Annotated in this window: 19 protein-coding genes and 1 pseudogene; 11 read left to right on the top strand and 9 right to left on the bottom strand. The window is 73.6% G+C overall.

Annotated elements, in window-relative coordinates:
• Nucleotides 1-129: 129 nt before the first annotated feature.
• The gene (locus ABZ312_RS02205; protein WP_500436210.1) at nucleotides 130-1032 is read left to right on the top strand and encodes an NADP-dependent oxidoreductase; all 903 of its coding nucleotides are present in this window, start codon (nucleotides 130-132) and stop codon (nucleotides 1030-1032) included.
• 139 nt (nucleotides 1033-1171) lie between these two features.
• Nucleotides 1172-1752: pseudogene (locus ABZ312_RS02200) on the top strand (Uma2 family endonuclease).
• Nucleotides 1753-1780: 28 nt separating this feature from the next.
• Here ABZ312_RS02200 and ABZ312_RS02195 read toward each other — a convergent pair.
• Nucleotides 1781-4561 (bottom strand): FAD-binding and (Fe-S)-binding domain-containing protein, encoded by a 2781-nt coding sequence (locus ABZ312_RS02195; RefSeq protein ID WP_500436208.1) that lies wholly within the window; start codon nucleotides 4559-4561, stop codon nucleotides 1781-1783.
• A gap of 86 nt (nucleotides 4562-4647) precedes the next feature.
• Between ABZ312_RS02195 and serC the strand changes: the two genes are divergently transcribed.
• Nucleotides 4648-5766: a phosphoserine transaminase gene (gene serC, locus ABZ312_RS02190; RefSeq protein WP_500360207.1), complete on the top strand. Its 1119-nt coding sequence runs from the start codon at nucleotides 4648-4650 to the stop codon at nucleotides 5764-5766.
• 74 nt (nucleotides 5767-5840) lie between these two features.
• Here the strand turns inward: serC and ABZ312_RS02185 are convergent, their stop codons facing one another.
• The gene (locus ABZ312_RS02185; RefSeq protein WP_500330334.1) at nucleotides 5841-6857 is read right to left on the bottom strand and encodes a TolB family protein; all 1017 of its coding nucleotides are present in this window, start codon (nucleotides 6855-6857) and stop codon (nucleotides 5841-5843) included.
• Between the two features lie 25 nt (nucleotides 6858-6882).
• Nucleotides 6883-7488, bottom strand: coding sequence for a mycothiol-dependent nitroreductase Rv2466c family protein (locus ABZ312_RS02180; RefSeq protein WP_500360209.1), 606 nt, complete (start codon nucleotides 7486-7488; stop codon nucleotides 6883-6885).
• Between the two features lie 242 nt (nucleotides 7489-7730).
• On the opposite strand from ABZ312_RS02180, the gene ABZ312_RS02175 reads away from it, so the two are divergent.
• From ABZ312_RS02175 to ABZ312_RS02165, 3 genes are all read left to right on the top strand, one after another.
• Nucleotides 7731-8423 (top strand): GDSL-type esterase/lipase family protein, encoded by a 693-nt coding sequence (locus tag ABZ312_RS02175; protein ID WP_500330374.1) that lies wholly within the window; start codon nucleotides 7731-7733, stop codon nucleotides 8421-8423.
• Between the two features lie 33 nt (nucleotides 8424-8456).
• On the top strand, nucleotides 8457-9452 hold the full coding sequence (locus ABZ312_RS02170) for an aldo/keto reductase (RefSeq protein WP_500360210.1): 996 nt from the start codon (nucleotides 8457-8459) through the stop codon (nucleotides 9450-9452).
• Nucleotides 9453-9521: 69 nt separating this feature from the next.
• Entirely contained in the window at nucleotides 9522-9941 is a 420-nt protein-coding gene (locus tag ABZ312_RS02165) for a CBS domain-containing protein (RefSeq protein WP_326575072.1), read from the top strand.
• Nucleotides 9942-10096: 155 nt separating this feature from the next.
• Here the strand turns inward: ABZ312_RS02165 and thpR are convergent, their stop codons facing one another.
• Both thpR and ABZ312_RS02155 read right to left on the bottom strand, forming a co-directional pair.
• The gene (gene thpR / locus ABZ312_RS02160; RefSeq protein ID WP_500436206.1) at nucleotides 10097-10666 is read right to left on the bottom strand and encodes an RNA 2',3'-cyclic phosphodiesterase; all 570 of its coding nucleotides are present in this window, start codon (nucleotides 10664-10666) and stop codon (nucleotides 10097-10099) included.
• Between the two features lie 24 nt (nucleotides 10667-10690).
• A complete protein-coding gene (locus ABZ312_RS02155) occupies nucleotides 10691-11791 on the bottom strand; it encodes a citrate synthase 2 (RefSeq protein ID WP_500330329.1) in 1101 nt (366 codons plus the stop codon).
• A 330-nt stretch (nucleotides 11792-12121) separates the two neighbouring features.
• Here ABZ312_RS02155 and pdxH point away from each other — a divergent pair, with 330 nt between their 5' ends.
• Together pdxH and ABZ312_RS02145 are read left to right on the top strand one after the other, a co-directional pair.
• Nucleotides 12122-12745 carry a pyridoxamine 5'-phosphate oxidase gene (pdxH, locus tag ABZ312_RS02150; RefSeq protein ID WP_500330373.1) on the top strand — a complete coding sequence of 208 codons (624 nt, stop codon included), beginning with the start codon at nucleotides 12122-12124 and terminating at the stop codon, nucleotides 12743-12745.
• A gap of 395 nt (nucleotides 12746-13140) precedes the next feature.
• Entirely contained in the window at nucleotides 13141-14472 is a 1332-nt protein-coding gene (locus tag ABZ312_RS02145; protein ID WP_500330328.1) for a PAS domain-containing protein, read from the top strand.
• A gap of 8 nt (nucleotides 14473-14480) precedes the next feature.
• Here ABZ312_RS02145 and ABZ312_RS02140 read toward each other — a convergent pair whose 3' ends face one another.
• Nucleotides 14481-15230 carry an SIS domain-containing protein gene (locus ABZ312_RS02140; protein WP_500436204.1) on the bottom strand — a complete coding sequence of 250 codons (750 nt, stop codon included), beginning with the start codon at nucleotides 15228-15230 and terminating at the stop codon, nucleotides 14481-14483.
• A 111-nt stretch (nucleotides 15231-15341) separates the two neighbouring features.
• Here ABZ312_RS02140 and ABZ312_RS02135 point away from each other — a divergent pair, with 111 nt between their 5' ends.
• Nucleotides 15342-16034 (top strand): iron-dependent transcriptional repressor DtxR, encoded by a 693-nt coding sequence (locus ABZ312_RS02135; protein ID WP_500330325.1) that lies wholly within the window; start codon nucleotides 15342-15344, stop codon nucleotides 16032-16034.
• Between the two features lie 354 nt (nucleotides 16035-16388).
• Nucleotides 16389-17294, top strand: a complete 906-nt coding sequence (locus ABZ312_RS02130) for an alpha/beta fold hydrolase (RefSeq protein WP_500330323.1) — start codon at nucleotides 16389-16391, stop codon at nucleotides 17292-17294.
• Nucleotides 17295-17345: 51 nt separating this feature from the next.
• On the opposite strand, the gene purU is transcribed toward ABZ312_RS02130, so the two are convergent.
• Together purU and ABZ312_RS02120 are read right to left on the bottom strand one after the other, a co-directional pair.
• Nucleotides 17346-18224 (bottom strand): formyltetrahydrofolate deformylase, encoded by an 879-nt coding sequence (purU, locus tag ABZ312_RS02125; RefSeq protein WP_499512450.1) that lies wholly within the window; start codon nucleotides 18222-18224, stop codon nucleotides 17346-17348.
• Nucleotides 18225-18332: 108 nt separating this feature from the next.
• Nucleotides 18333-18779 carry an SCO4402 family protein gene (locus ABZ312_RS02120; RefSeq protein WP_499516865.1) on the bottom strand — a complete coding sequence of 149 codons (447 nt, stop codon included), beginning with the start codon at nucleotides 18777-18779 and terminating at the stop codon, nucleotides 18333-18335.
• Between the two features lie 160 nt (nucleotides 18780-18939).
• Between ABZ312_RS02120 and ABZ312_RS02115 the strand changes: the two genes are divergently transcribed.
• Entirely contained in the window at nucleotides 18940-20214 is a 1275-nt protein-coding gene (locus tag ABZ312_RS02115) for an ABC transporter substrate-binding protein (protein ID WP_500330321.1), read from the top strand.
• Nucleotides 20215-20360: 146 nt separating this feature from the next.
• Here ABZ312_RS02115 and ABZ312_RS02110 read toward each other — a convergent pair whose 3' ends face one another.
• Entirely contained in the window at nucleotides 20361-21644 is a 1284-nt protein-coding gene (locus ABZ312_RS02110) for a hypothetical protein (RefSeq protein ID WP_500330319.1), read from the bottom strand.
• Nucleotides 21645-21846 lie beyond the last annotated feature (202 nt).

The following is a 21846-nucleotide window of genomic DNA, read 5'->3' as shown; positions in this document are numbered from 1 at the left end:
CCCTCCGGACTCCTCGGTTCGGTACGCACTTCCAGGTACGTACTTACCCGTAGAGAGTAGCTCTCCCTAGGTTTGTGATGGCGGCGGGACCAGTCGCCACCACATCCTCAGGAACAGGGAGCTTCTGCCATGCGTGCTGTCGTGATCAGGGAATTCGGCGGGCCCGAGGTGCTGGAGGTCGCCGAGGTGGCGCTGCCCGAGCCGGGCCCCGGCGAGGTCCGGGTGCGGGTGGCCGCGGCCGGGGTCAACCCCGCCGACCTGGCCGTGAGGGCCGGTCTGCTCGGGGCCGGGGCGCTGGTGCCCGGGGCCTTCCTCGGGATGGGCTGGGACGTCGCGGGGACCGTGGACGCGGTCGGCGCCGGGGCCTCCGCCCCCGTGCCGGGCACGGCCGTCGTGGGCGCGGTGGGCGGGTTCGGGCAGCGGACCAAGGCGCACGCCGAGTACGTCGTGCTGGGCGCGGACGCCCTCGCCGCGGCCCCCTCGTCCGTCGACCCCGTCCACGCCGCCACCCTCCCGACCAACGCCCTCACCGCCGACCAGGCGCTCGGCCTGCTGGCCGCCCGGCCCGGCGACCGCGTGCTGGTCACCGGCGCCGCGGGCGCGGTCGGGGGCTACGCCGTCCAGCTGGCCCGCCACGCGGGGCTGCACGTCGTCGCCCTGGCCCGCCCCGCCGACCTCCCGCTGCTGCGGGAACTGGGCGCCGACGAGGCCGTGTCGTCCCTGGACGGCGTCCGCGCCGACGCCGCCCTCGACGCGGCGGCGCTCGGCGCCCCCGCCCTGGCGGCCGTACCGGACGGCGGCGGCTACGTCACCGTCCGGCCCGACGCGGTGCCCGCCGCCGAGCGCGGCATCCGGGTCGCCGCCGTGCAGGTCCAGCCGGACGGCGGGCGCCTCGCGGAACTCGTGGCCTTGCTGGACCGGGGCGTGCTCACGACGCGGGTGGCCGACACCTACCCGCTGGAGGAGGCCGCCAAGGCCCACGCCCGCCTCGCGGAGGGGGGTGTGCGGGGGAGGCTCGTGCTGGTGCCGTGACCCCGGTGCCGGCGTCGGTGACCTCGGGGGTGCTTCATCGTTTCGAGTGAATGTGCGATCGGGGCACCCCGGGCGGGCGGCGGCTGCCTGAGAATCGGAGGTGTCGTCAGTCGCGTGTGCGGAGCCCTCTGGAGGACCGATGAGCTCACAGCCCCACTGGGCGTCTCGGGCGGCCGCCGGTTCGTACGCGCCGGACGACCCGGAAACCGCGCTCAAGTACGCGATCCGGCACCACGGGGGGGGACCGGGTGCAGATCGTCGAGGGGGTCATCCGGCAAGTGGTGCCACCTACGTGGGGGCATGAGAGGGCCGCAGCCATGATCCGTCGGCAGATCGACCCCGTCGTGCAGAAGATGGGCTGCCTCTCGGGCTCGGGAAACCTGGACCTTCCCGGCAGTGGCAACTGGTACGTGCCGGATCTGGCCGTCGTGCCGGAAGCCTTGGCGGAAGCCGACGCTCTCGTCCCCCACCAGACCCTGCTGGTGGTGGAGGTCACCTCCGAGTCCAACAGTGACACCGACCCGGATCGTCAAACGCCGCCGCTACGCCGAGTACGGCGCCCCGCTGTACCTCCTCGTCGACCGTCAGGAGCGCAGCTGCACCCTGTACGCGGAGCCGGGGGAGCTCGGCTACCGGGTGGTGGACGGCCCGCATCCCTTCGGCACGCCGCTGCGGCTGCCCGAGCCCTTCGGACTCGTGCTGGACACAGCGGAGTTCTGAGGTCCGGTCCTCGCCACGGTCCGCCGACTCACAGCCCGTCCGCCAGCAGCTCCGCGAGGTGCCGGGCGCGTACCCCGCCGAGCTGGGCGAGCTGGGTGCGGCAGGAGAAGCCGTCCGCCAGGACGGCCGTGCCGGGGCGGGCGGCGCGGACGGCGGGCAGCAGACGCTCCTCGGCGCAGGCGACGGAGACCTCGTAATGGCCACGCTCGAAGCCGAAGTTCCCGGCCAGGCCGCAGCAGCCGGAGGCCAGGGTGCCGGTGAGGCCCGCGCGGGAGCGCAGCCGGCGCTCGGCGGCGTCGCCCAGGACGGCGTGCTGGTGGCAGTGGGTCTGGCCGGTGACCGACCGGTCGAGGCGGGGCGGCGTCCAGCCGGGGGCCCGCTCCTCCAGCACCTGCGCGAAGGTGCGTACGGAACCGGCCAGGGCCGCCGCCTCGTCGGTGCCCAGGAGTTCGGGCAGATCGGTGCGGAGCGCCGCCGCGCAGCTCGGCTCCAGGACGACGACGGGATGACCGGCGGCGACCACGGGAGCCATCCGCCGGACCGTGCGGCGCATCACCTGCCGGGCCCGGTCGAGGCGGCCGGTCGAGACCCAGGTCAGGCCGCAGCAGACGCGTCCCGGCGGCAGCACGACGCGCAATCCGGCCGCCCGCAGGACGCGTACGGCGGCGCGGCCGACCTCGGGGGAGAATCGGTCGGTGAAGGTGTCCGGCCACAGCACCACGGTCCCTCCCGCCTCCGGCGCGGGCTCCTGCCGCCGCCACCAGCGTACGAAGGGCTCCTCGGCCAGCGGCGGCAGTTCCCGCTCGGGCGCGACGCCCGCCGCCCGCTTGGCCACGGCGGCCAGCGGCCGTACCCGTGCCAGGGCGTTCACGGTCCCGGCGAGCGGGGCCGCCGCGCGCAGCCACGTCGGCAGCCCGCCCATCAGGTAGTGCGCGGCGGGCCGCGGCCGCCGCCGGTAGTGGTGGTGGAGGAACTCCGCCTTGTAGGTTGCCATGTCGACGCCGACCGGGCAGTCCGAGCGGCAGCCCTTGCAGGACAGGCAGAGGTCCAGGGCGTCCAGGACCTCCGGCGAGCGCCAGCCGCCGGTGACGATCTCGCCGGCGAGCATCTCGTGCAGCAGCCGGGCCCGGCCTCGGGTGGAGTGCCGCTCCTCGTGCGTCGCCCGGTACGAGGGGCACATGACGCCCGCCCCCGGATCCCCGGCCCCCGGACCCCCGCCCGTGTCACGGCACTTGGCGACGCCGACGCAGCGGCGCACCGCCGCCGAGAAGTCCCCTCCGTCGTGGGGGTAGCCGAAGGCGACGTCGACCGGCCGGTGCGGCAGGACGGCGAAGCGCAGGTGGGCGTCGAGCGGTTCGGGCCGCACCAGCATGCCGGGGTTGAGGCCGCCCGCGGGGTCCAGTGCGTCCTTGAACCGGCCGAAGAGGGCGACCAGTTCGTCGCCGTACATCCTGGGCAGCAGCTCCGCGCGGGCCTGCCCGTCGCCGTGCTCCCCGGACAGCGAGCCGCCGTGGGCGACGACGAGCTCCGCGACGTCCTCGGAGAAGCGCCGGAAGCGGGCCACACCGGCCGCGCCGAGCAGGTCGAAGTCGATGCGCACGTGGATGCAGCCGTCGCCGAAGTGCCCGTAGGGGGTGCCGTGCAGGCCGTGCTCGCGCAGCAGCGCGCGGAATTCGCGCAGGTAGGCGCCGAGCCGCGCCGGGGGCACCGCGCAGTCCTCCCAGCCGGGCCAGGCCTCCGCGCCCCCGGGTGTCCGGGTGGCGGTGCCGGCGGCCTCCTCGCGGATCCGCCACAGCCTGCGCTGCGCGACGGGGTCGGTCACGACGACCGAGTCGCCCGCGTCGGCGAGCCGCCGCAGCGCCTCCGCCTCGCCGGTGCCGTGCATCTCGACGAAGAGCCACGCGCCGCCCCGCGGCAGCAGCCCGGCGGCCTCGCCGCCCACCAGGTCGGCGGCCATGCCCTCCACCGTCAGCGGGCCGTACGGCAGCAGGCCGTTCGCGGCGTCGGCGGCGGCGCCTTCGTCCGGGTAGCCGAGGACGACCAGGACGCGCACCGGGGGCGCGGGCACCAGCCGGACCTCGGCCTCTGTGAGCACCGCGAGCGTGCCCTCGCTGCCGGTCAGGGCCCGGGCCAGGTCCCGGCCGCGTTCGGGGAGCAGGGCGTCGAGGGCGTAGCCGGAGATGCGGCGGGGGAGCTGCTGCGGATAGCCGGTGCGCAGCAGGGCGAGATGGCCGTCCACCAGTTCCCGCAGGTCGGCGCGGAGCGGGTCGGCGGTGCGCAGCGGCTCGCCGTCGTAGGTGAGGCACTCCAGGGCCCGGACGTTGTCGGCGGTGGTGCCCCAGGCGACGGAGTGGGGGCCGCACGCGTTGTTGCCGATCATGCCGCCGAGGGTGCAGCGGCTGTGGGTGGACGGATCGGGGCCGAAGGTCAGCCCGTGCGCGGCGGCGGCGCGCCGCAGGTCGTCCAGGACCACTCCCGGCTGCACACGGGCCGTCAACGCCTCGGGGCTGAGTGACACGATCCGGTGCATGTGCCGGGTGAAGTCGAGGACGACCCCGGTGCCCGTCGCCTGCCCGGCGATCGACGTGCCGCCGCCGCGCGGCACCACCGGCACCCCGTGCGCCCGGCACACGGCGAGCGCCGCGGCCACGTCGTCGGCGTCGCGCGGCGCGACCACGGCCACCGGAACGCGCCGGTAGTTGGACGCGTCCATCGTGGTCAGCGCCCTGCTCTGCGGGTCGAAGGAGACCTCGCCCCGCACCGCCCGCTCCAGCTCGCGGCGCAGTCCGTGCCGCAGATCGTCCGCCATGCCCCTCAGCCTGCCCCACCGCGCCGCATGTCTCACCGGATGGACCGGAGCCCGTAACCGGGTCGTCACGCACTACGCTGCGAGACGTGGCCGAGATCCAGATTCCCGCTGACATCAAGCCCGCCGACGGACGATTCGGTTCGGGCCCCTCCAAGGTGCGGCCCGAGGCGCTCAGCGCCCTGGCCGCCACCGGCACCTCGCTGATGGGCACCTCTCACCGGCAGGCGCCGGTGAAGGACCTGGTCGGCCGGATCCGGGACGGCATCCGCGAGCTCTTCTCGCTCCCCGAGGGCTACGAGGTGGTGCTCGGCAACGGCGGCTCCACCGCCTTCTGGGACATCGCCACGCACGGGCTCATCGAGCGCAAGTCGCAGCACCTCAGCTTCGGCGAGTTCTCCTCCAAGTTCGCCAAGGCGGCCAAGCTGGCGCCGTGGCTGGACGAGCCGACCGTGATCTCCGCGGACCCGGGCACGCACCCCGAGGCGGCCGCCGAGGCCGGCGTGGACGTCTACGCCTTCACCCACAACGAGACCTCCACCGGTGTCGCGATGCCGCTGCGGCGCGTGGCCGGCGCCGACGAGGGCGCCCTCGTCCTGGTCGACGCCACCTCCGGCGCGGGCGGCCTGCCGGTCGACATCGCCGAGACCGACGTCTACTACTTCGCCCCGCAGAAGTCCTTCGCCGCCGACGGCGGGCTGTGGATCGCCGCGTTCTCCCCGGCCGCGCTGGAGCGCGCCGCGCGGATCGCCGCGTCCGGCCGCCACATCCCGGCCTTCTTCGACCTGCCGACCGCGATCGACAACTCGGGCAAGAACCAGACGTACAACACCCCCGCGCTCGCCACCCTGTTCCTGCTGAACGACCAGCTGGAGTGGATCAACGGCCAGGGCGGTCTGGACTGGGCCGTCGCGCGCACCGCCGACTCCTCCTCGCGCCTGTACACCTGGGCCGAGGACTCCAAGTACGCCACCCCGTTCGTCACCGACCCGGCCAAGCGCTCCCAGGTCGTCGGCACGATCGACTTCAACGACGAGGTCGACGCGGCGGTGATCGCCAAGGTGCTGCGCGCCAACGGCGTCGTCGACACCGAGCCGTACCGCAAGCTGGGCCGCAACCAGCTGCGCGTCGCGATGTTCCCGGCCGTGGAGCCGGCCGACGTCGAGGCCCTGACCGCCTGCGTCGACTTCGTCGTCGAGCGGCTCTGAACCCGGGCCCCACGGGGCCACCACCGCCGGCGGGCGGGGCGATCGCCCCGCCGCGCCGGTGTTCCCGGGGCGTCTCAGCGCTCCCGGCGCAGCAACCGGCGCACCCCCACCAGCAACGCGGCGACCGCGGCCAGGGTGACGGCGCCCAGTGCGAACTGCCGTGTCGAGACCGCCTCGTCGGCGCCGGAACCGGCGGCGTCCGCCGAGGAACTCCCCGACGGCCCGGGGGAGGAGGAGGCGGCACGGCGGGCCGCGTCGGGCAGGTCGTCCCCGTTCAGCGGTACGCGCCAGACCTCGCTGTCCGCGCCCTCGCTGCCGTACATCAGGGCCCGGCCGTCCGGGGTGAAGGCGACGGACTCGCCCTGCCGCTGCAGCGGCACGTGCATCTGGTCGATCCGGCGCGCCGTGCCGTCGGACCAGCGGTACATCAGGGCGCCGAGGTAGCCGCGCAGCACCAGCCGGCTGCCGTCCGGGGAGAAGGCGCCGTCGGTGATCCACAGCGGGATGGCCGCGATGCGCCGGAAGACGTTGGTGCCGCTCGCGGAGAGCTTCGCCGGGCCCTCGTAGAGGGCGCCGCCGTCCTCGTTCTTGCTCGCGATGTACACCCGCCCGGTCGTGGGGTCGACCATCATCGCCTCGGCGTTGCGCGGGCCGCCGTCGTACTGGACGGTGTACTGCGTGGCCGTCACCGTCCGGTCCGTCAGCCGTTCCGGCTCCGGGAAGCGGTAGATCCACACGTGCGGCCAGGAGCCGCCGAGGTTGTCGCCGATGTCGCCGACGTACAGGGCGCCGTCCGGGCCCATCGAGATCGCCTCGACGTCGCGCGGGCTGCCCACGCCGCGCAGGGTGACGGTGGCGACCGTCTTGCCGGTCGCGGAGTCGACGGCGTAGACGTACGGGCCGTCGTCGCTGTCGTTGTGCGTCCAGTAGACGCCCTTGTGGAGGCGGCTGGCGACCAGGCCGCTCGACTCGGTGATCCGCGGGTCCGACATCGTGAAGGCCACGGACTCCCCGTCGTCGGCGGCCGCGCTGCCGACGAGGGGACCCATGACGAGGACGGAGGCCGCGGCCGCGGCGAGCAGTGGGCGCATGCGCCAAGCCTGCCAGGTGGACGGCTCAGGCGAAGTCGAGGCCGCCGGTGCGGCTGCGCTTCAGTTCGAAGAAGGTGGGGTGGCCGGCCAGCGCCCGGACCCCGTCGAACAGCCGCGCCGCCTCCTCGCCGCGCGGGATCGAGGTGAGGACGGGGCCGAAGAAGGCGGCCCCGTCGATGTGCAGGGTGGGCGTCCCGACCTCCTCCCCGACCGGGTCCATGCCCTCGTGGTGGCTCCTGCGCAGCTCCTCGTCGTACGCGGTGCCGCCCGCGGCCTGCGCCAGCTCCGGCGGCAGGCCCGCCTCCGCCAGCGCCTCGCGCAGCACCTCGTCGGAGGCCGGGCGGTCCTGCACGTGCAGCCGGGTGCCGAGCGCCGTGTACAGCTCGCGCAGCACGTGCTCCCCGTGGTGCCGTGCGGCGGCGACGCACACCCGTACCGGGCCCCAGCCGGTGCTCAGCAGCCGCTCGTAGCGCTCGGGCAGGCCCTCGCGGCCCTCGTTGAGCACGGACAGGCTCATCACCCGGAAGCGCAGGCGCAGTTCGCGTTCCCGCTCCACCTCCAGGATCCAGCGGGAGGTGATCCAGGCGAAGGGGCAGATGGGGTCGAAGTAGAAGTCCACCGAGTGCGTCATGCCCGTCACCGTATGAGCGGAACGGCCCGCTCAGCAGGGCCATTCGAGGGCTTCTCCGCTGGGCCAATCACCGTGACCGCCCGGCCTTCCCGGCCCCGCGGCAGTGACGGTGCTAACACCGCCGGACCCGAGGTCAGGGCCCTGCCGGGGAGCCCGCGGGCCCTAAGATCCCCTCCATGTCCAGCGCACCCCCCGGCCCCGGCGACGGGCCCCGCCGCACGCCCGGACGCCGCACGGCGTGGATGTTCGTCGGCGACTCCATGACGATCGGCAGCGCGGGGGAGCACACCTGGCGCTACCGCATGTGGCAGCACCTGCGGTCGCTGGGGACGGAGGGCGAGGACTTCGAGATCGTCGGCCCGCGGACCGCGCTGCACGACCCCGGTGCCGACGCGGCCGTCTCGCAGCGCTACGCCGACCCCGCCTTCCCCGTCTCCGCGCGCCGCCACCTGGCCGGCTGGGGCGAGGGGTGGCTGCACATGGCGCCGCTCATCGAGGGCGCCGTGCGGGAGCACCGTCCCGACGTGCTGCTGGTCTCGCTGGGGCTGATCGACCTTGGCTTCTACACCAACCCCGAGCAGACCGAGGCCAACGTGCGGCTGTTCGTCGGGCGGGCGCGGGCGGCCAACCCCCGTGTCGCCGCGGTGCTGCTGCCCGTCATACCCAACTCGCGCTGCGACCAGGACCCCGGATTCGGCGCACAGTGCGAGGAGTTCAACACCCGCCTGGCCAAGACCGTCGCCGACCTGGGCACCGCGGCCTCGCCGCTGCTGCTGGCCTCCCGCCCGGCCGGCTACGACATCGCCCGGGACACCTACGACGGCACCCACCCCAACGCCTCCGGGGAGCACCGGCTGGCGGCCGCGTTCGCCGACGCCGCGCACCAGGCGTGGGGCCTGGGGGCGCCGTACCGACACCCCCTCAACTCCGCTTGATTCGAGCGCACTCCAAGAGCTTGGCTGGTCCCCATGGAGTACACACAGCTCGGACGCACCGGACTCAAGGTCAGCCGGCTCGTACTGGGAACGATGAACTTCGGCCCGCAGACGGACGAGGCCGACAGCCACGCGATCATGGACGCCGCGCACGACGCGGGCGTCAACTTCTTCGACACGGCCAACGTCTACGGCTGGGGCGAGAACAAGGGCCGCACCGAGGAGATCATCGGCAGCTGGTTCGCCAAGGGCGGCGGCCGCCGCGACAGGACCGTCCTGGCGACCAAGGTCTACGGCAACATGGGCACCGACGGCACCCCCTGGCCGAACGACGACAAGCTCTCCGCGCTCAACATCCGGCGTGCCGCCGAGGCGAGCCTGAAGCGCCTGGGCACGGACCACATCGACGTCTACCAGTTCCACCACATCGACCGCGCGACGCCGTGGGAGGAGATCTGGCAGGCGATCGACGTCCTGGTGCAGCAGGGCAAGGTGCTCTACGCCGGGTCGTCCAACTTCCCCGGCTGGGGCATCGCCAAGGCCAACGAGGCCGCCGCGCGGCGCCATTCGCTCGGCCTGGTCAGCGAGCAGTGCCTGTACAACCTCGCCGAGCGCCGCGCGGAGATGGAGGTCATCCCGGCCGCGCAGGAGTACGGCCTGGGCGTCATCCCCTGGTCGCCGCTCCACGGCGGCCTGCTGGGCGGCGCGCTGCGCAAGGAGCGCGAGGGCGGCGGCTCCCGCTCCACCTCCGGCCGCAGCGCCGACTCGCTGAAGGACAGCGCCCTGCGCGAGCAGGTCCAGGCGTACGAGGACGCCGTCGACAAGGCCGGCCTGCAGCCCGGTGACGTCGCCCTGGCCTGGCTGCTGGGCCGTCCCGGGATCACCGGCCCGATCGTCGGCCCGCGTACCCGCGAGCAGCTGGACTCCGCGCTGCGCGCGGTCGAACTGGAGCTGCCCGCGGAACTGCTCGCCGAGCTGGACGAGATCTTCCCGGGCCCGGGCCCGTCCCCGGAGGCCTTCGCCTGGTAGGCGCCCGCGGTGGTCCGCCCCGTCGTGCGCCCGGTCGCAGATTCACCCGGTCGGGCGCACGATGAGGGTATGACCACAGCCAAAGAGATCATGCATCCCGGCGCCCGTGCGATACCGGCGACCGAGACTCTCGACCGGGCGGCGCAGCTCATGCGCGAGCTCAACGTCGGCGCGCTGCCGGTCCACGACGTGAACGACCGGATGTGCGGCATCATCACCGACCGGGACATCGTCACCAAGTGCATCGCCGCGGGGCGCGACCCCTCCAAGGTGACCTGCGGCGACCTGTGCGAGGGCACGCCCCGCTGGATCGACGCGGACGCCGACGTCTCCGACGTCCTGACCGAGATGGAGTCGCACCGCATCAAGCGGCTCCCGGTGGTCGAGGACAAGAAGCTGATCGGCATCATCACCGAGGCCGACCTGGCCCGCCACCTCACCGACGAACAGGTGGCGGAATTCGTCGAGAGGGTCTACGCCGGCGCCTGAGACGAGCCGGCCGAGACGGGCCGGCCCCTCCCCTCCGGTCGTCTAGCCGCGCACGACGGTGCCGACGATCACCACGACCACCAGCAGGGCGAGGGCGGCGGTCATTACTCGGGTACGGGTCTTCGGGTCCACACGTCGAGGTTAACGGGGCGGCCTCAGTGCCCCAGCGGGCAGGTCCGCACCGTCTCGTAGCGGGGTTGCGCCCCCGGCACCCCGGGTGTGGGCGGATGGCTCCGCACCAGGGAGATCGCCGCCGCCGTCCACGGGGTCCCCGCGAACTGCGCGAGGGCGTCCGTGAAGGGCCTCAGGCCCACCCTGGTGCGCCCGGCGCGCTGCCGGGCCAGCGTCAGGTGGGCGTGGAAGCGGCCGTGCTCGTCCTCGTGGTGGACGCCCGCCCGCCGGGCGGCCGCCTGCGCCGCGGCCGCGGTGCGTCCCAGGTCGTCCCCATCCAGTCCGGCCCAGAGCGTGCGGTCGCCGAAGCGGCCGCCGCCGGTCAGCGCGATCCGGCAGTGCGGATGGCGCCGCGCCGCCCGGTCCAGACGTTCGACCAGACCGGGCAGCAGGGCCTCGTCCACCTCGCCGAGGAACGCCAGCGTCACGTGCCATCCGCCACGCTCCGTCCAGCGCAGCCCGTCCGCGCCCGGCAGGGCGCGGAGCGCGTCGACGGCGCCCCCCAGTTCGGCGAGGGCGGACCTGGGGGGCACGACGGCCACGAACAGCCTCATCCCCCCAGGGTGCACCGCACCGGACTAGCGTGCGATGTCCGCGTAGCCCTCGACCTCGCGCGGGTCCCGGGAGCCCGGGCCGACGTAGCGGGCCGAGGGGCGCACCAGGCGGCCGGTGCGCTTCTGCTCCAGGATGTGCGCGGACCAGCCGGCGGTGCGGGCGCAGCTGAACATCGACGTGAACATGTGGGCCGGGACCTCGGCGAAGTCCAGGATGATCGCCGCCCAGAACTCCACGTTGGTCGCCAGCACGCGGTCCGGGCGCCGGGAGTGCAGCTCCTCCAGGGCCGCCTTCTCCAGCGCCTCCGCGATCTCGAAGCGGGGGGCGCCCAGCTCCCTGGCCGTACGGCGCAGCACCCGCGCCCGCGGGTCCTCGGCGCGGTAGACGCGGTGGCCGAAGCCCATCAGACGCTCGCCCTTGTCCAGGGCCTGCTTGACGTACGCCTCGGCGTCGCCGGTCCGCTCGATCTCCTCGATCATGCCCAGCACGCGCGAGGGCGCGCCGCCGTGCAGCGGGCCCGACATGGCGCCCACCGCGCCGGACAGCGCGGCGGCCACGTCGGCACCGGTGGAGGCGATAACGCGCGCGGTGAAGGTGGACGCGTTCATGCCGTGCTCGGCGGCGGAGGTCCAGTAGGCGTCCACGGCCTTGACGTGCTTGGGGTCCGGCTCGCCGCGCCAGCGGATCATGAAGCGCTCGACGACCGTCTCCGCCTTGTCGATCTCGCTCTGCGGCACCATCGGCAGCCCCTGGCCGCGCGCCGACTGCGCCACGTACGACAGCGCCATCACGGCCGCGCGCGCCAGGTCCTCGCGGGCCTGCTCGGCGTCGATGTCCAGCAGCGGCTTCAGACCCCACACCGGCGCGAGCATGGCCAGCGCCGACTGGACGTCCACGCGGATGTCACCGGAATGGACGGGGATCGGGAAGGGCTCGGCGGGCGGGAGGCCGGGGTTGAAGGCACCGTCGACCAGCAGGCCCCACACGTTCCCGAAGGAGACGTGGCCCACCAGGTCCTCGATGTCCACTCCGCGGTAGCGCAGGGCGCCGCCTTCCTTGTCGGGTTCGGCGATCTCCGTCTCGAAGGCGACGACTCCCTCGAGTCCGGGTACGAAGTCGGACATCAGGCGGCTCCTCTTGATGCGGTCGACGATCCGGTGGTGCTTGTGGCACGCGGGGTGGTGCAGGGGTGGTGCATGGGGGTTGGCACTGGGTGCCCCGCACGATATCCCCCGATGTCGAGAGGGCACAGATACCCGGCCTGTAAGTCTGTCCCCTCCCGCAGGTGACGTGAAGCGTGAGGTCCGGCACATGTTCCGGCGGGTGTTCCGGCGCAGGTCCGGCGCAGGTCCGGCGCAGGTCCCGCGCGGGTTCCGGCGCACCGTCCGGCACACGGTGCCGCCGCCGTGCTGCAAGATGTGCGGGTGCAGCACAGCCACCACGACCCCGCCGCCATGCGCAAGCAGTACCGCGCCCACGGACTGACCGAGGACGAACTGGCCGGCGACCCGTACACGCAGTTCGCGCGCTGGTTCGCCGACGCCGTCAACGCCCGCGTCGACGAGCCCAACGCCATGGTGGTCTCCACCGCGGGGGCGGACGGACTGCCCAGCTCGCGCACGGTCCTGCTGAAGAGCTACGACCACCGCGGCTTCGTCTTCTTCACCAACTACGGGTCGAGGAAGGGCCGGGAGCTCACCGAGCGGCCGCACGCCTCGCTGCTCTTCCCCTGGCACCCGATCGCGCGCCAGGTCATCGTGGCGGGCGCCGTCGAGCGCGTGTCGCGCGAGGAGACCGAGGCGTACTTCCGCACCCGTCCGCACGGCTCGCGGATCGGGGCCTGGGCGAGCGAGCAGTCCTCGGTGGTGGGCTCGCGGGAGGAGCTGGAGCACCGCTACGAGGAGCTGACGGCCCGCTATCCCGAGGGCAGCGACGTGCCCGTGCCGCCGGACTGGGGAGGCTTCCGGGTGGTCGCGCGCAGCGTGGAGTTCTGGCAGGGACGGGAGAACCGGCTGCACGACCGGCTGGTGTACACCACCGCGGAGGACGGCTGGACGGTGCGGCGCCTGTCGCCCTGAGGGCCGCGCGACGCCGGGGGAGGGGGCGGGACAGGTCACCGCCCGCAGACGCAGGCGACCCGCGGGCTGCTCCCCGGACGGCGGGCCGTCCGGGCATCGGCCGGACGAATCCGACGAGCCCGCGGGTCGGGTGACTGCGATGGATTTGGCCCGCTACGCACATCGCGCGCAGGCGAGGAGCGCAGGCGTCAGCCCGCAGCCACCTCACGCGTCCGATGGGAACTCATTCTCCGGACCACCTCCCTTCGTGTGTGTCCGCAACCTTAGGAAAGGCTCCGGCGGACGACAAGCGGTTTTTCTCGCGGTTCTTTCCGCCCCGTGGACCACGGCCTCGCGGCCACCGAATTTCGTGAAGTTCCTGTGTCGTCGGTCACACAGGGGTTGAATGTCCAGACGTGCAGTCATTCGATGCGACGCCGCAACTGCTCGCCGCGCTCCTCGACGGCATGGAGGCCGGCCTCTGTGCCCTGGACCGCGACGGAGTGATCACGCACTGGAACGCGGAGGCCGCCCGCATCCTGGGCTGGACGGCCGAGGAGGCCGTCGGCCGGCGCGGTTTCGCCGGCTGGGCCGCGCGCACCGCCGACGCCGAGGAGGTGCGCGAGCGGCTGCTGGGCGCCATGGCCGCGGACGGCCGCCAGGTCCACGAGTTCGCGCTGCTGACCAAGGACGGCCACCGGGTGCTGGTGCGCACCCAGGCCGCCGCCGTGCACGGCTCCGACGGGCGCCCCGCCGGGGTCTACTGCGCCTTCTCCGAGGTGCACGCCCAGATCGACCTGGAGCGCTCGATAGCCCTCAGCGAGGCGCTCTTCGACGACGCCTCGACCGGGGTCGTCCTCGTCGACGCCGACCTGCGCCCCGTCGTGGTCAACGCGTACGCCGCCCGCGTGCTGCGCACCAGCCGGGACGCGCCGCTCGGGCGGCCGCTGGGGGACTTCCTCGACCAGGGCGTGGAGGAGCTGGAGAGCGCCCTGCAGCACGTGCTCGCCGAGGGCGCGCCCCCCGCGGCCAGCGAGCTGTGGGTGGGCCTGCGGGAGGAGGGCGGCACGCGCTGCTGCTGGCGCAGCGGCTTCGTGCGGCTCGGTTCGCCGCTGGGGGAGGAGCCGGTGCCGCTCGGCGTCGGCTGGCTCTTCCACGACGTCACCGAGGCCAAGCTGGCCGAGCAGGAGGCGGCGCGGCTGCGCTTCCGCAGCAACCAGCTGCACCGGGCCGCGCTGGCTGCTGCCGAGTGCGAGGACCCCATGGAGGCGGCGACCGCTTACGTGGACTTCGCCCTCGCCGGGTTCGCCGAGCACGCGCTGCTCGACGTGCTGGCGCCCGACGGGGCCCGGCTCGTCCGGGTCGCCGCCACGCCCTCCGGCGGCGCGGGGCCCTGCCTGCCGGTGTCCGGCGGCATCCCGGTCCGGTACGGGGAGGGGCACCCGGCCCTGCAGGCGGTCGCCCGTACCGGCTCCGTGCGCGCCGGCTTCGGGGCCGCGGCCGCCGAGCCGGCCTCACGGGCCCAGGTCGCCGGCTGGGCCGCCGCCCGGCGCTGGCCCGACGGCACCGTCCACGGACTGTGCGCCGTGCTCCGCAGCCGCGGCCGCACGCTCGGCGTGCTCACCTTCCTGCGCGGCACGGGCCGCCGTCCCTTCGACCGGGCGGACGCCACCTTCGCCGAGGACGTCGCGCTGCGGGTGGCGGCCTCCCTCGACCTGCCGCCGCTCGACCTTCCGCCGCGGGCCTGACCGTGGGCTCAGTGGCGGTAGAAGATCCGGTCCGCGTACTCCTCGAAGACCTTCGCGTTCCACTCGTGGCCCCCGTCGACGTTGCCCGAGCGGAGCATGGGCGGCGTGACGCCGCGCCCGGCCAGGTCCGCAGCGGCCGTGGCCACGACGGCCTGCATCAGCGCGCTGGTCACCACGGTGGAGGCCGGACCGAACGGCGCCGGGATCCCCGGCACGGACAGCTCCGCGTCGCCCGGCGCGATCTTGCTGTCGATCACGACGTCGCAGTGGTCCTTCAGGAAGGTGCCGCTCGCGTGCCGTGAGTGCGTCTCCTTGGCGTACGCCACCGATGTGACGCCGATCACCTTCATCCCGAGGGCCTTGGCCTCCTGCGCCATCTCCACGGGGAGCGGGTTGCGGCCGGACAGGGAGATGACCACCAGGAGGTCGTCCGCCCGCGCGGGAGAGCTGCGCAGCACGACCCGGGCCAGGCCGCCGACCTGTTCGAGCGCGCTGCCGAGCGTGGCCGGGACGACGTCCACGCCGACCGCGCCGGGCACGGCGAGCAGGTTCACCAGGGCGAGGCCGCCCGCGCGGTAGACGACGTCCTGCGCGGGGAGCGAGGAGTGCCCGGCGCCGTAGGCGAACACCCGTCCCCCGGCCGCCACGGTGTCCGCGAGCGCGGCCGCGGCCGCCTCGATCCCCGCGGACTCCTCGTCCCTCACGCGCCTCAGCAGTGCGATGGCGGCATCGAAATATGTGGCGGCCAGATCGGTCATGCCGAGAACCGTGGTGCCGCGGCGTCCGCCTGTCAACCACGGGGCACCGGTTGTCGGTCGTATGCGTCAGAATTGAGTCCAGGGCCACGTACGAGCCACCGAGGGGCGCGCATGTCCGGACTGATCGACACGACGGAGATGTATCTCCGCACCATCCTTGAGCTGGAGGAGGAGGGTGTCGTCCCCATGCGCGCCCGAATCGCCGAACGGCTCGACCAGAGCGGACCGACGGTCAGTCAGACCGTCGCGCGCATGGAGCGGGACGGACTGGTGCACGTCGCGGGCGACCGGCATCTGGAGCTGACCTCCGAGGGCCGGCGGATCGCGACGCGCGTGATGCGCAAACACCGGCTGGCCGAGTGCCTGCTGGTCGACGTCATCGGCCTGGAGTGGGAGCACGTGCACGCCGAGGCGTGCCGCTGGGAGCACGTGATGAGCGAGGCGGTCGAGCGCCGCGTCCTCGAGCTGCTGCGGCACCCGACGGAGTCGCCGTACGGCAACCCGATCCCGGGCCTGGAGGAGCTGGGCGAGAAGGACGGCGCGGACCCGTTCCTGGACGAGGGCATGGTCAGCCTGACCGACCTGGAGACGGGCGTGGCCGGCGCGAGCGTGGTCGTGCGGCGGATCGGCGAGCCCATCCAGACGGACGCGCAGCTGATGTACACGCTGCGGCGGGCCGGCGTGCAGCCGGGCGCGGTGGTGTCGGTGACCCCGTCGGCGGGCGGTGTGCTGGTCGGCAGCGGTGGCGAGGCCGCGGAGCTGAGCGCGGAGACCGCCTCGCACGTGTTCGTCGCCAAGCGGTAGTCGCGTCACGCGCCGGCTGGATTCCGGCCGGGTCGTGGGCGCCACCGGTGCCGGGGCCGTTGTTCGAGGGACCCCGGCGCCTCCCCATGCGCCGGAGTCCCTACCTCCCCCGTCCCCCGTTCCCCCCCCCTGGGCCCCCGTGGAGCCCACCCGGATCCCCGAGCTGTCCGGGTGGCTCCCCGCTGCCCGTCTTCCCCGCCGGGCCGCGTCCCGCTGAAGTCCTCCCCTCGGCGCGCGCCGGCAATCCTTGAGCGTTGTCACTCGAAAGAGCGGTGTTGCGCGTGTGAAGACGCATATCGAACAGGATTTCGATAGCGTGGGGGTCTGAACGTCACGTACCAGGGGGTGCGGCACATGGCCAGGCGCGTCGAAGTCACCGGAGCGGGCGGCCTCCCGCTCACGACGTGGGAGTACGCCGACGGGTCCGCTCCCGCCTCCGGGCCCGGGGCGGGGCCGGCCTCCGAGCCCGAGGAGGCGCCGCGGCCCGCCGTCCTGCTGCTGCACGGCCTGATGGGACGGGCCTCCCAGTGGGCCGGCACCGCCCGGCGGCTCGCCGCCCGCCACCGAGTGGTGGCCCTGGACCAGCGCGGCCACGGAAGAAGCGCCAAGCCCGAGGGGCCCTACACGCGTGACGCCTACGTGGCCGACGCCGCCGCCGTCGTCGAGCAGCTGGGGCTCGCCCCGGTCACCGTCGTGGGGCACTCGATGGGCGCCCTCACCGCCTGGCAGCTCGCCGTGCGCCGCCCGTCGCTGGTGCGGGCCGTGGTGCTGTGCGACATGCGCGCGGTGGCCCTCGGGGAGGCGAGCCAGCGCTGCTGGGAGGACTGGTTCAGAGCCTGGCCGCTGCCCTTCGCCGGTCCCGACGCGGTGCGCCGGTGGTTCGGCGAGGAGGATCCGTGGCTGGAGGGTTCCCGCCCGGCCCGCGGGGAGTTCTTCGCCGAGGTGATGGAGGAGCACGCCGACGGCTGGCGCCCGGTGTTCGAACGGCGCCACATGCTGCGCTCCCGGGAGTCCTGGATCCACGACGCCCACTGGGACGAGCTGGCCCAGGTGTCCTGCCCCGCCCTCGTCGTGCGGGGCTGGGACGGCGAGCTGGGCCGCGCAGAGGCCCAGGAGATGGTGCGCGTGCTGCCCCGGGGCTCGTACGCGGAGATCCCCGACGCCGGGCACCTCGTCCCCTGGGACCAGCCCGAAGCCTGGTACGCGGCGGTCGAGACCTTCCTGGCGGACGTCGCCGGCGTGCCCGTCTGCCAGGCCTGAGGCCCGTCCGGGCCGGCGCCCCGGCCTGCTCCGGGGGCCGCCGGCAGGGTGTCAGGCGAAGACGACGGTGCGGCGGCCGTTGAGCAGGACGCGGTGCTCGCTGTGCCACTTCACGGCGCGTGCCAGGGCCTGGCACTCCACGTCGCGGCCGATGGCGACCAGCTGCTCCGGGTTGACCCCGTGGCCCACCCGCTCGACCTCCTGCTCGATGATCGGGCCCTCGTCGAGGTCGGCGGTGACGTAGTGCGCCGTCGCGCCGATCAGCTTCACCCCGCGGGCGTGGGCCTGGTGGTAGGGCCGGGCGCCCTTGAAGCTGGGCAGGAAGGAGTGGTGGATGTTGATGATGCGGCCGGCCAGCTCCTTGCAGAGGTGGTCGGACAGGACCTGCATGTAGCGGGCGAGGACGACCAGTTGGACGTTCTCCTTCTCCACCAGGGAGAGCAGCTCCGCCTCGGCCTCGGCCTTGTTCTCCTTCGTCACCGGGATGTGGTGGAAGGGGACGTCGTAGGAGCCCGCCAGCTCCGCGAAGTCGGTGTGGTTGGAGACCACGGCGGCGATCTCCACCGGCAGCGCTCCGATGCTGGTGCGGAAGAGCAGGTCGTTCAGGCAGTGCCCGAACTTGCTGACCATGAGGATGATGCGCATCCGCTCGGCGGAGGGCGTGATCTGCCAGTCCATGGCGTAGGCGTCGGCGACGGCCGCAAAGCTGGCCCGCAGCTTGTCGGCGGTGACCGGGTGGCCCGCGGAGAAGTGCACCCGCATGAAGAACAGCCCCGTGTCGTGGTCGCCGAACTGCTGGCTGTCCTCGATGTTGCACCCGGTCATGAAGAGGTAGCTCGACACGGCGTGCACGATCCCCGCCTTGTCGGGGCACGACAGGGTGAGGATGTACTGCTGGGACTGCGGCGGCGAATCGTCGACGGCGTTCACGGGGCTAGGGTCGCACAAAGTCGCCCCGCCGTTCCAAGGCGTCCGCCAACCGGGCGCCCCGGGTGTCGTCGCAGGTGGCACCCCGCTCGCGTGCCGCGCGCGGACGGCTCAGGCCGTGCGTGTGTAGATCTTGAGGATGTCCAGTGACCGCGGCGGCGTGTCCGGGTCCTCGCCGTCCCCGGTGGCCATCCGTACGTGCGCCTCGCGGGCGGCCCGCACGGCCTCGGGCCACGCGTGGTGCTCCAGGTACGCGGAGACGGGGGCGTCCGCGCCCACCTGGTGAAGTATCTTCAGCACCCGCAGCACGGCCACGTCGACCAGGGCCGCCTCCTGGGAGTCCCGGAAGACGGTGCCCACGTACTTCTCCGCGGACCAGTTGTCGAGCCAGGTGTCCTCGACCAGGCGGTAGACGGCGTCGGTCACGTCGCCGTAACCCGGTTGCCCGGTGAGCCAGACTTCGCGCTGGAACACCGGGTCGCTGATCATGTGCAGCGCGGAGCGCACGTTCGTGCGCCAGCGCCACCAGGGCATGTCGTTGAGCGGCATGCCCCCCATCGTGGAGGAGCGGGTGCCGCGGCGGGAAGACTTCTCCGTACTCTGCACAGTGCACGATCGTACGTGCTCCAGGCTCCACACACTCTGTTCACCCGATGGTGACCCTCCGTTCCCTCGCGTTCACCCTGGTGTTGCGACAAACGCGGAATCTTCCCATTCCATGAGTGATTGGCGTACGCGCAGAGCCGTTCCGTTCGCATCCGCGATGGCCGGCGTCGCCCTGCTGGCAGGATGCGGCACGCTCCCGGGGGGGACGGGTGGCACCACGGGCCCGGTCGTCGTCATGACGTGGGCTCCGGAGAACACCAGTGCGACCAACATGCCCGGCATGCCCGGCATGGCCAAGGCCTTCGCCAAGTACGTCAACGCCCGCGGCGGCATCGCCGGCCGGGAGCTGAAGGTCATTACCTGCAACGACCACAACAGCGCCCTCGGCGTCGGGGACTGCGCCCAGCGCGCCGCCGACGAGGGCGCGGTCGCCGTCGTCGGCTCCTACAGCCAGTTCGGCGCCGCCTTCACCTCCACGCTGGAGGCCGAGGGGATCCCGTACCTCGGCGGTTACGGCATCACCCAGGACGAGTTCGAGAGCCCGCTCTCCTACCCCGTCAACGGCGGCCTGCCCGCGCTGATGGCCGGGGCCGGCCGTCAACTGGCGGGCAAGTGCGACAAGGTGAGCCTCATACGCCCCGACACCGCCGCGGGCGACCTCTTCGCACGCTTCCTCGACGCCGGCCTGCGCGACGAGGGCCGCACCAGCGCCACCGACCTGCGCGCCCCCGAGGACGCCACCGACTACAACGGGATCTCCCGGCGGGCGATCGGCAGCAACCACCCCGGCGACTGCGTGAGCGCCGCGCTCGGCGACAAGACCGCCACCTTCTTCGACGCCTTCCGCCGGACGACCACCACCGACCCGGCCACCGGCCTGGTCGACGGCCCCAAGGCCCAGATCGCCTCCGTCCTCGGCAGCGTCCAGCAGTCCACCCTGGACAGCACCGGCGGCAGCAACAGCCCGCTGGAGGGTGCCTTCGTCACCGGCTGGTACCCGCCGGCGTCCGACTCGCGCTGGGCGCTGATGCGGAACACGATCAAGAGGTACGCCTTCGGCGACAACAGCATCGACCCGAACGACCCGGGCGTGCAGACCACGTGGATCGCCTACACGGCCCTCGCCGAGGTCATCGAGAAGATGGGCAAGGACCAGGCGGTCACGGCCCCGTCGCTGAAGCAGGCGCTGGACGAGGCGCACGACGTCTCCACCGACGGCCTCACGCCCCCGCTCGGCTGGCGCGAGCAGGACACGGCCTCCATCATCGACCAGCCGCGCCTGGTCAACGGCCGGATCACCTTCCAGAAGGTCGAGAAGGGCCGACTGGTCGCCGCGCGCAAGGGCTTCGTGGACGTGACGAAGACGCTGGAGAACGCCCCGGGCTGACGGGCGCCGGGGGGTCCACGGGCGCCGGGGTCCACGGGGGCCGGGGTCCGCGGGTGCCGCGGCGGGAGCGGGGAAGCGCCGACGGCCACGGCCGCCGGCGCTTCACGTCCCCCGGGGCCGGGATCCGTTCCCGGGGGCCCGTCGTCTCAGAGCTGACCGCCCTGGTGCTGCGTCAGCCCGTACTTCTTCGCGATGGGGTTCCACAGCGCCGCCGCGCGCGATTTCGCCTGTGTGGCGGTACCGCTCTGAGTGTTGCCCGCCGCGTACTGGTCGGTGTGGCGCGCCTGGCCGTGACGGCAGAGCTTCTTGCCGGCCTTGAGCTGGTCGGCCCAGGCCGCGTAATGGTTGTCGGCGGCCGCGGAGGCCGTCCACGCCTTGTTGAGGGCGTCGGTGAGGTCCTGGTGGTTGGGGAGCTGGTCCACCGGCAGCGACTTCAGCTGCGTCATCAGGTCGTTGCGCTGCTGCGCGGCGGCCCGCAGGTCGGCGGCCGCCCCGTCCAGGTTCCGGCAGCCCTTGATGCCGGCGACCGCGTTGATCACGGAGGTCCGGTTGCTGCCGCTCGTCTTGAGCAGGGCCTCGAGCCCCTTGGCCTGCTCCTCCGCCGCGCCCTCGTCGCCTCCCCCGGAGGAGGCCGGGGACGAGGCGCTCGACGAGGCCGACGGGGACTGGGCCGCGGCGGGGTCGTCGTCCCCGCCGCTCATCAGGGCGCCCGCGAGGAGACCGGCGACGGCGCAGCCGCCGACGACGATGCCGATCAGCGCGGCCGGGGTGAGCTTGCGACGGGCCGGGGCGGGCTGGTCGTAGTCGTAGGACGGCTGCGGCGCGTAGGCGGGCTGCTGACCGTAGGCGGGCTGTGCGTAGTCCGGGGACGCCGCGTAGCCGGGCTGCTGCGGGGGCGGGCCGTCCTGGCGGTACAGGTGCCCGAAGTCGTCGTGGGGCTGCTGTGCCGGGAGCATCGCGTCGTTGCCCTGGTGACCCTGGGGGTCGTGCGGATAGCCGTAGCCGGGGGCCTGCTGCGGGGCTGGCGCGTCTTCGAAGCGCGGCAGGTGCTGGGTCGCGTCCGCGTCGGCCAGGGTGCCCGGGCGTACGCCGTACGGGGCGGCCCCGGGCATCGGGTAGGGCGGCAGGACCTGTGTGGCGTCCGCCACCGGGCCGGGCTGGAACTGGGGCGCCGGGGGCTGCTGCGGCTCGTGGGCCGGCATGGGCGGCCGCGCCTGCGGGTACGGCGGGAAGAGCTGCGTCGCGTCGGTGTCCGGGAGGGACTGGTGCGGGGGGCCGTACGCCTGGGGCTGCTCGCCCCACGGCTGCCCGGCCGCGGGGCCGGAACCCCAGGCCGCGGTCGCTCCCGGGCCGGGTATGCCCCCGTCCGCGGGCAGCACCACGCCCTCGTGCACCTCCGGATACGCCTCGTCACCGCGTCCGCCGTGCATCACCGGTACCTCTGCCTTCTCCGTCGCTACGGAATCGTCGGCTCACGCTACCGGGTCTGCTTCGGACGTCACCATGCCGCGGTGGGTCCGACGGGATCCGGGGGGCCGCCCCGTCGCAGAACAGGGTGCCCCTACCGGTGGGTTGATGTCGTTCCTGTAACGATTCGCGGGACGGGGGCGCGCGACGCCCCCGCCCCCGTGC

The sequence above is a fragment of the Streptomyces sp. NPDC006207 genome, from assembly GCF_040613835.1.
Taxonomy (GTDB): domain Bacteria; phylum Actinomycetota; class Actinomycetes; order Streptomycetales; family Streptomycetaceae; genus Actinacidiphila.
The sequence above is the reverse complement of the archived record's forward strand: the minus strand, read 5'-3'. Positions and strand labels throughout refer to the sequence as shown.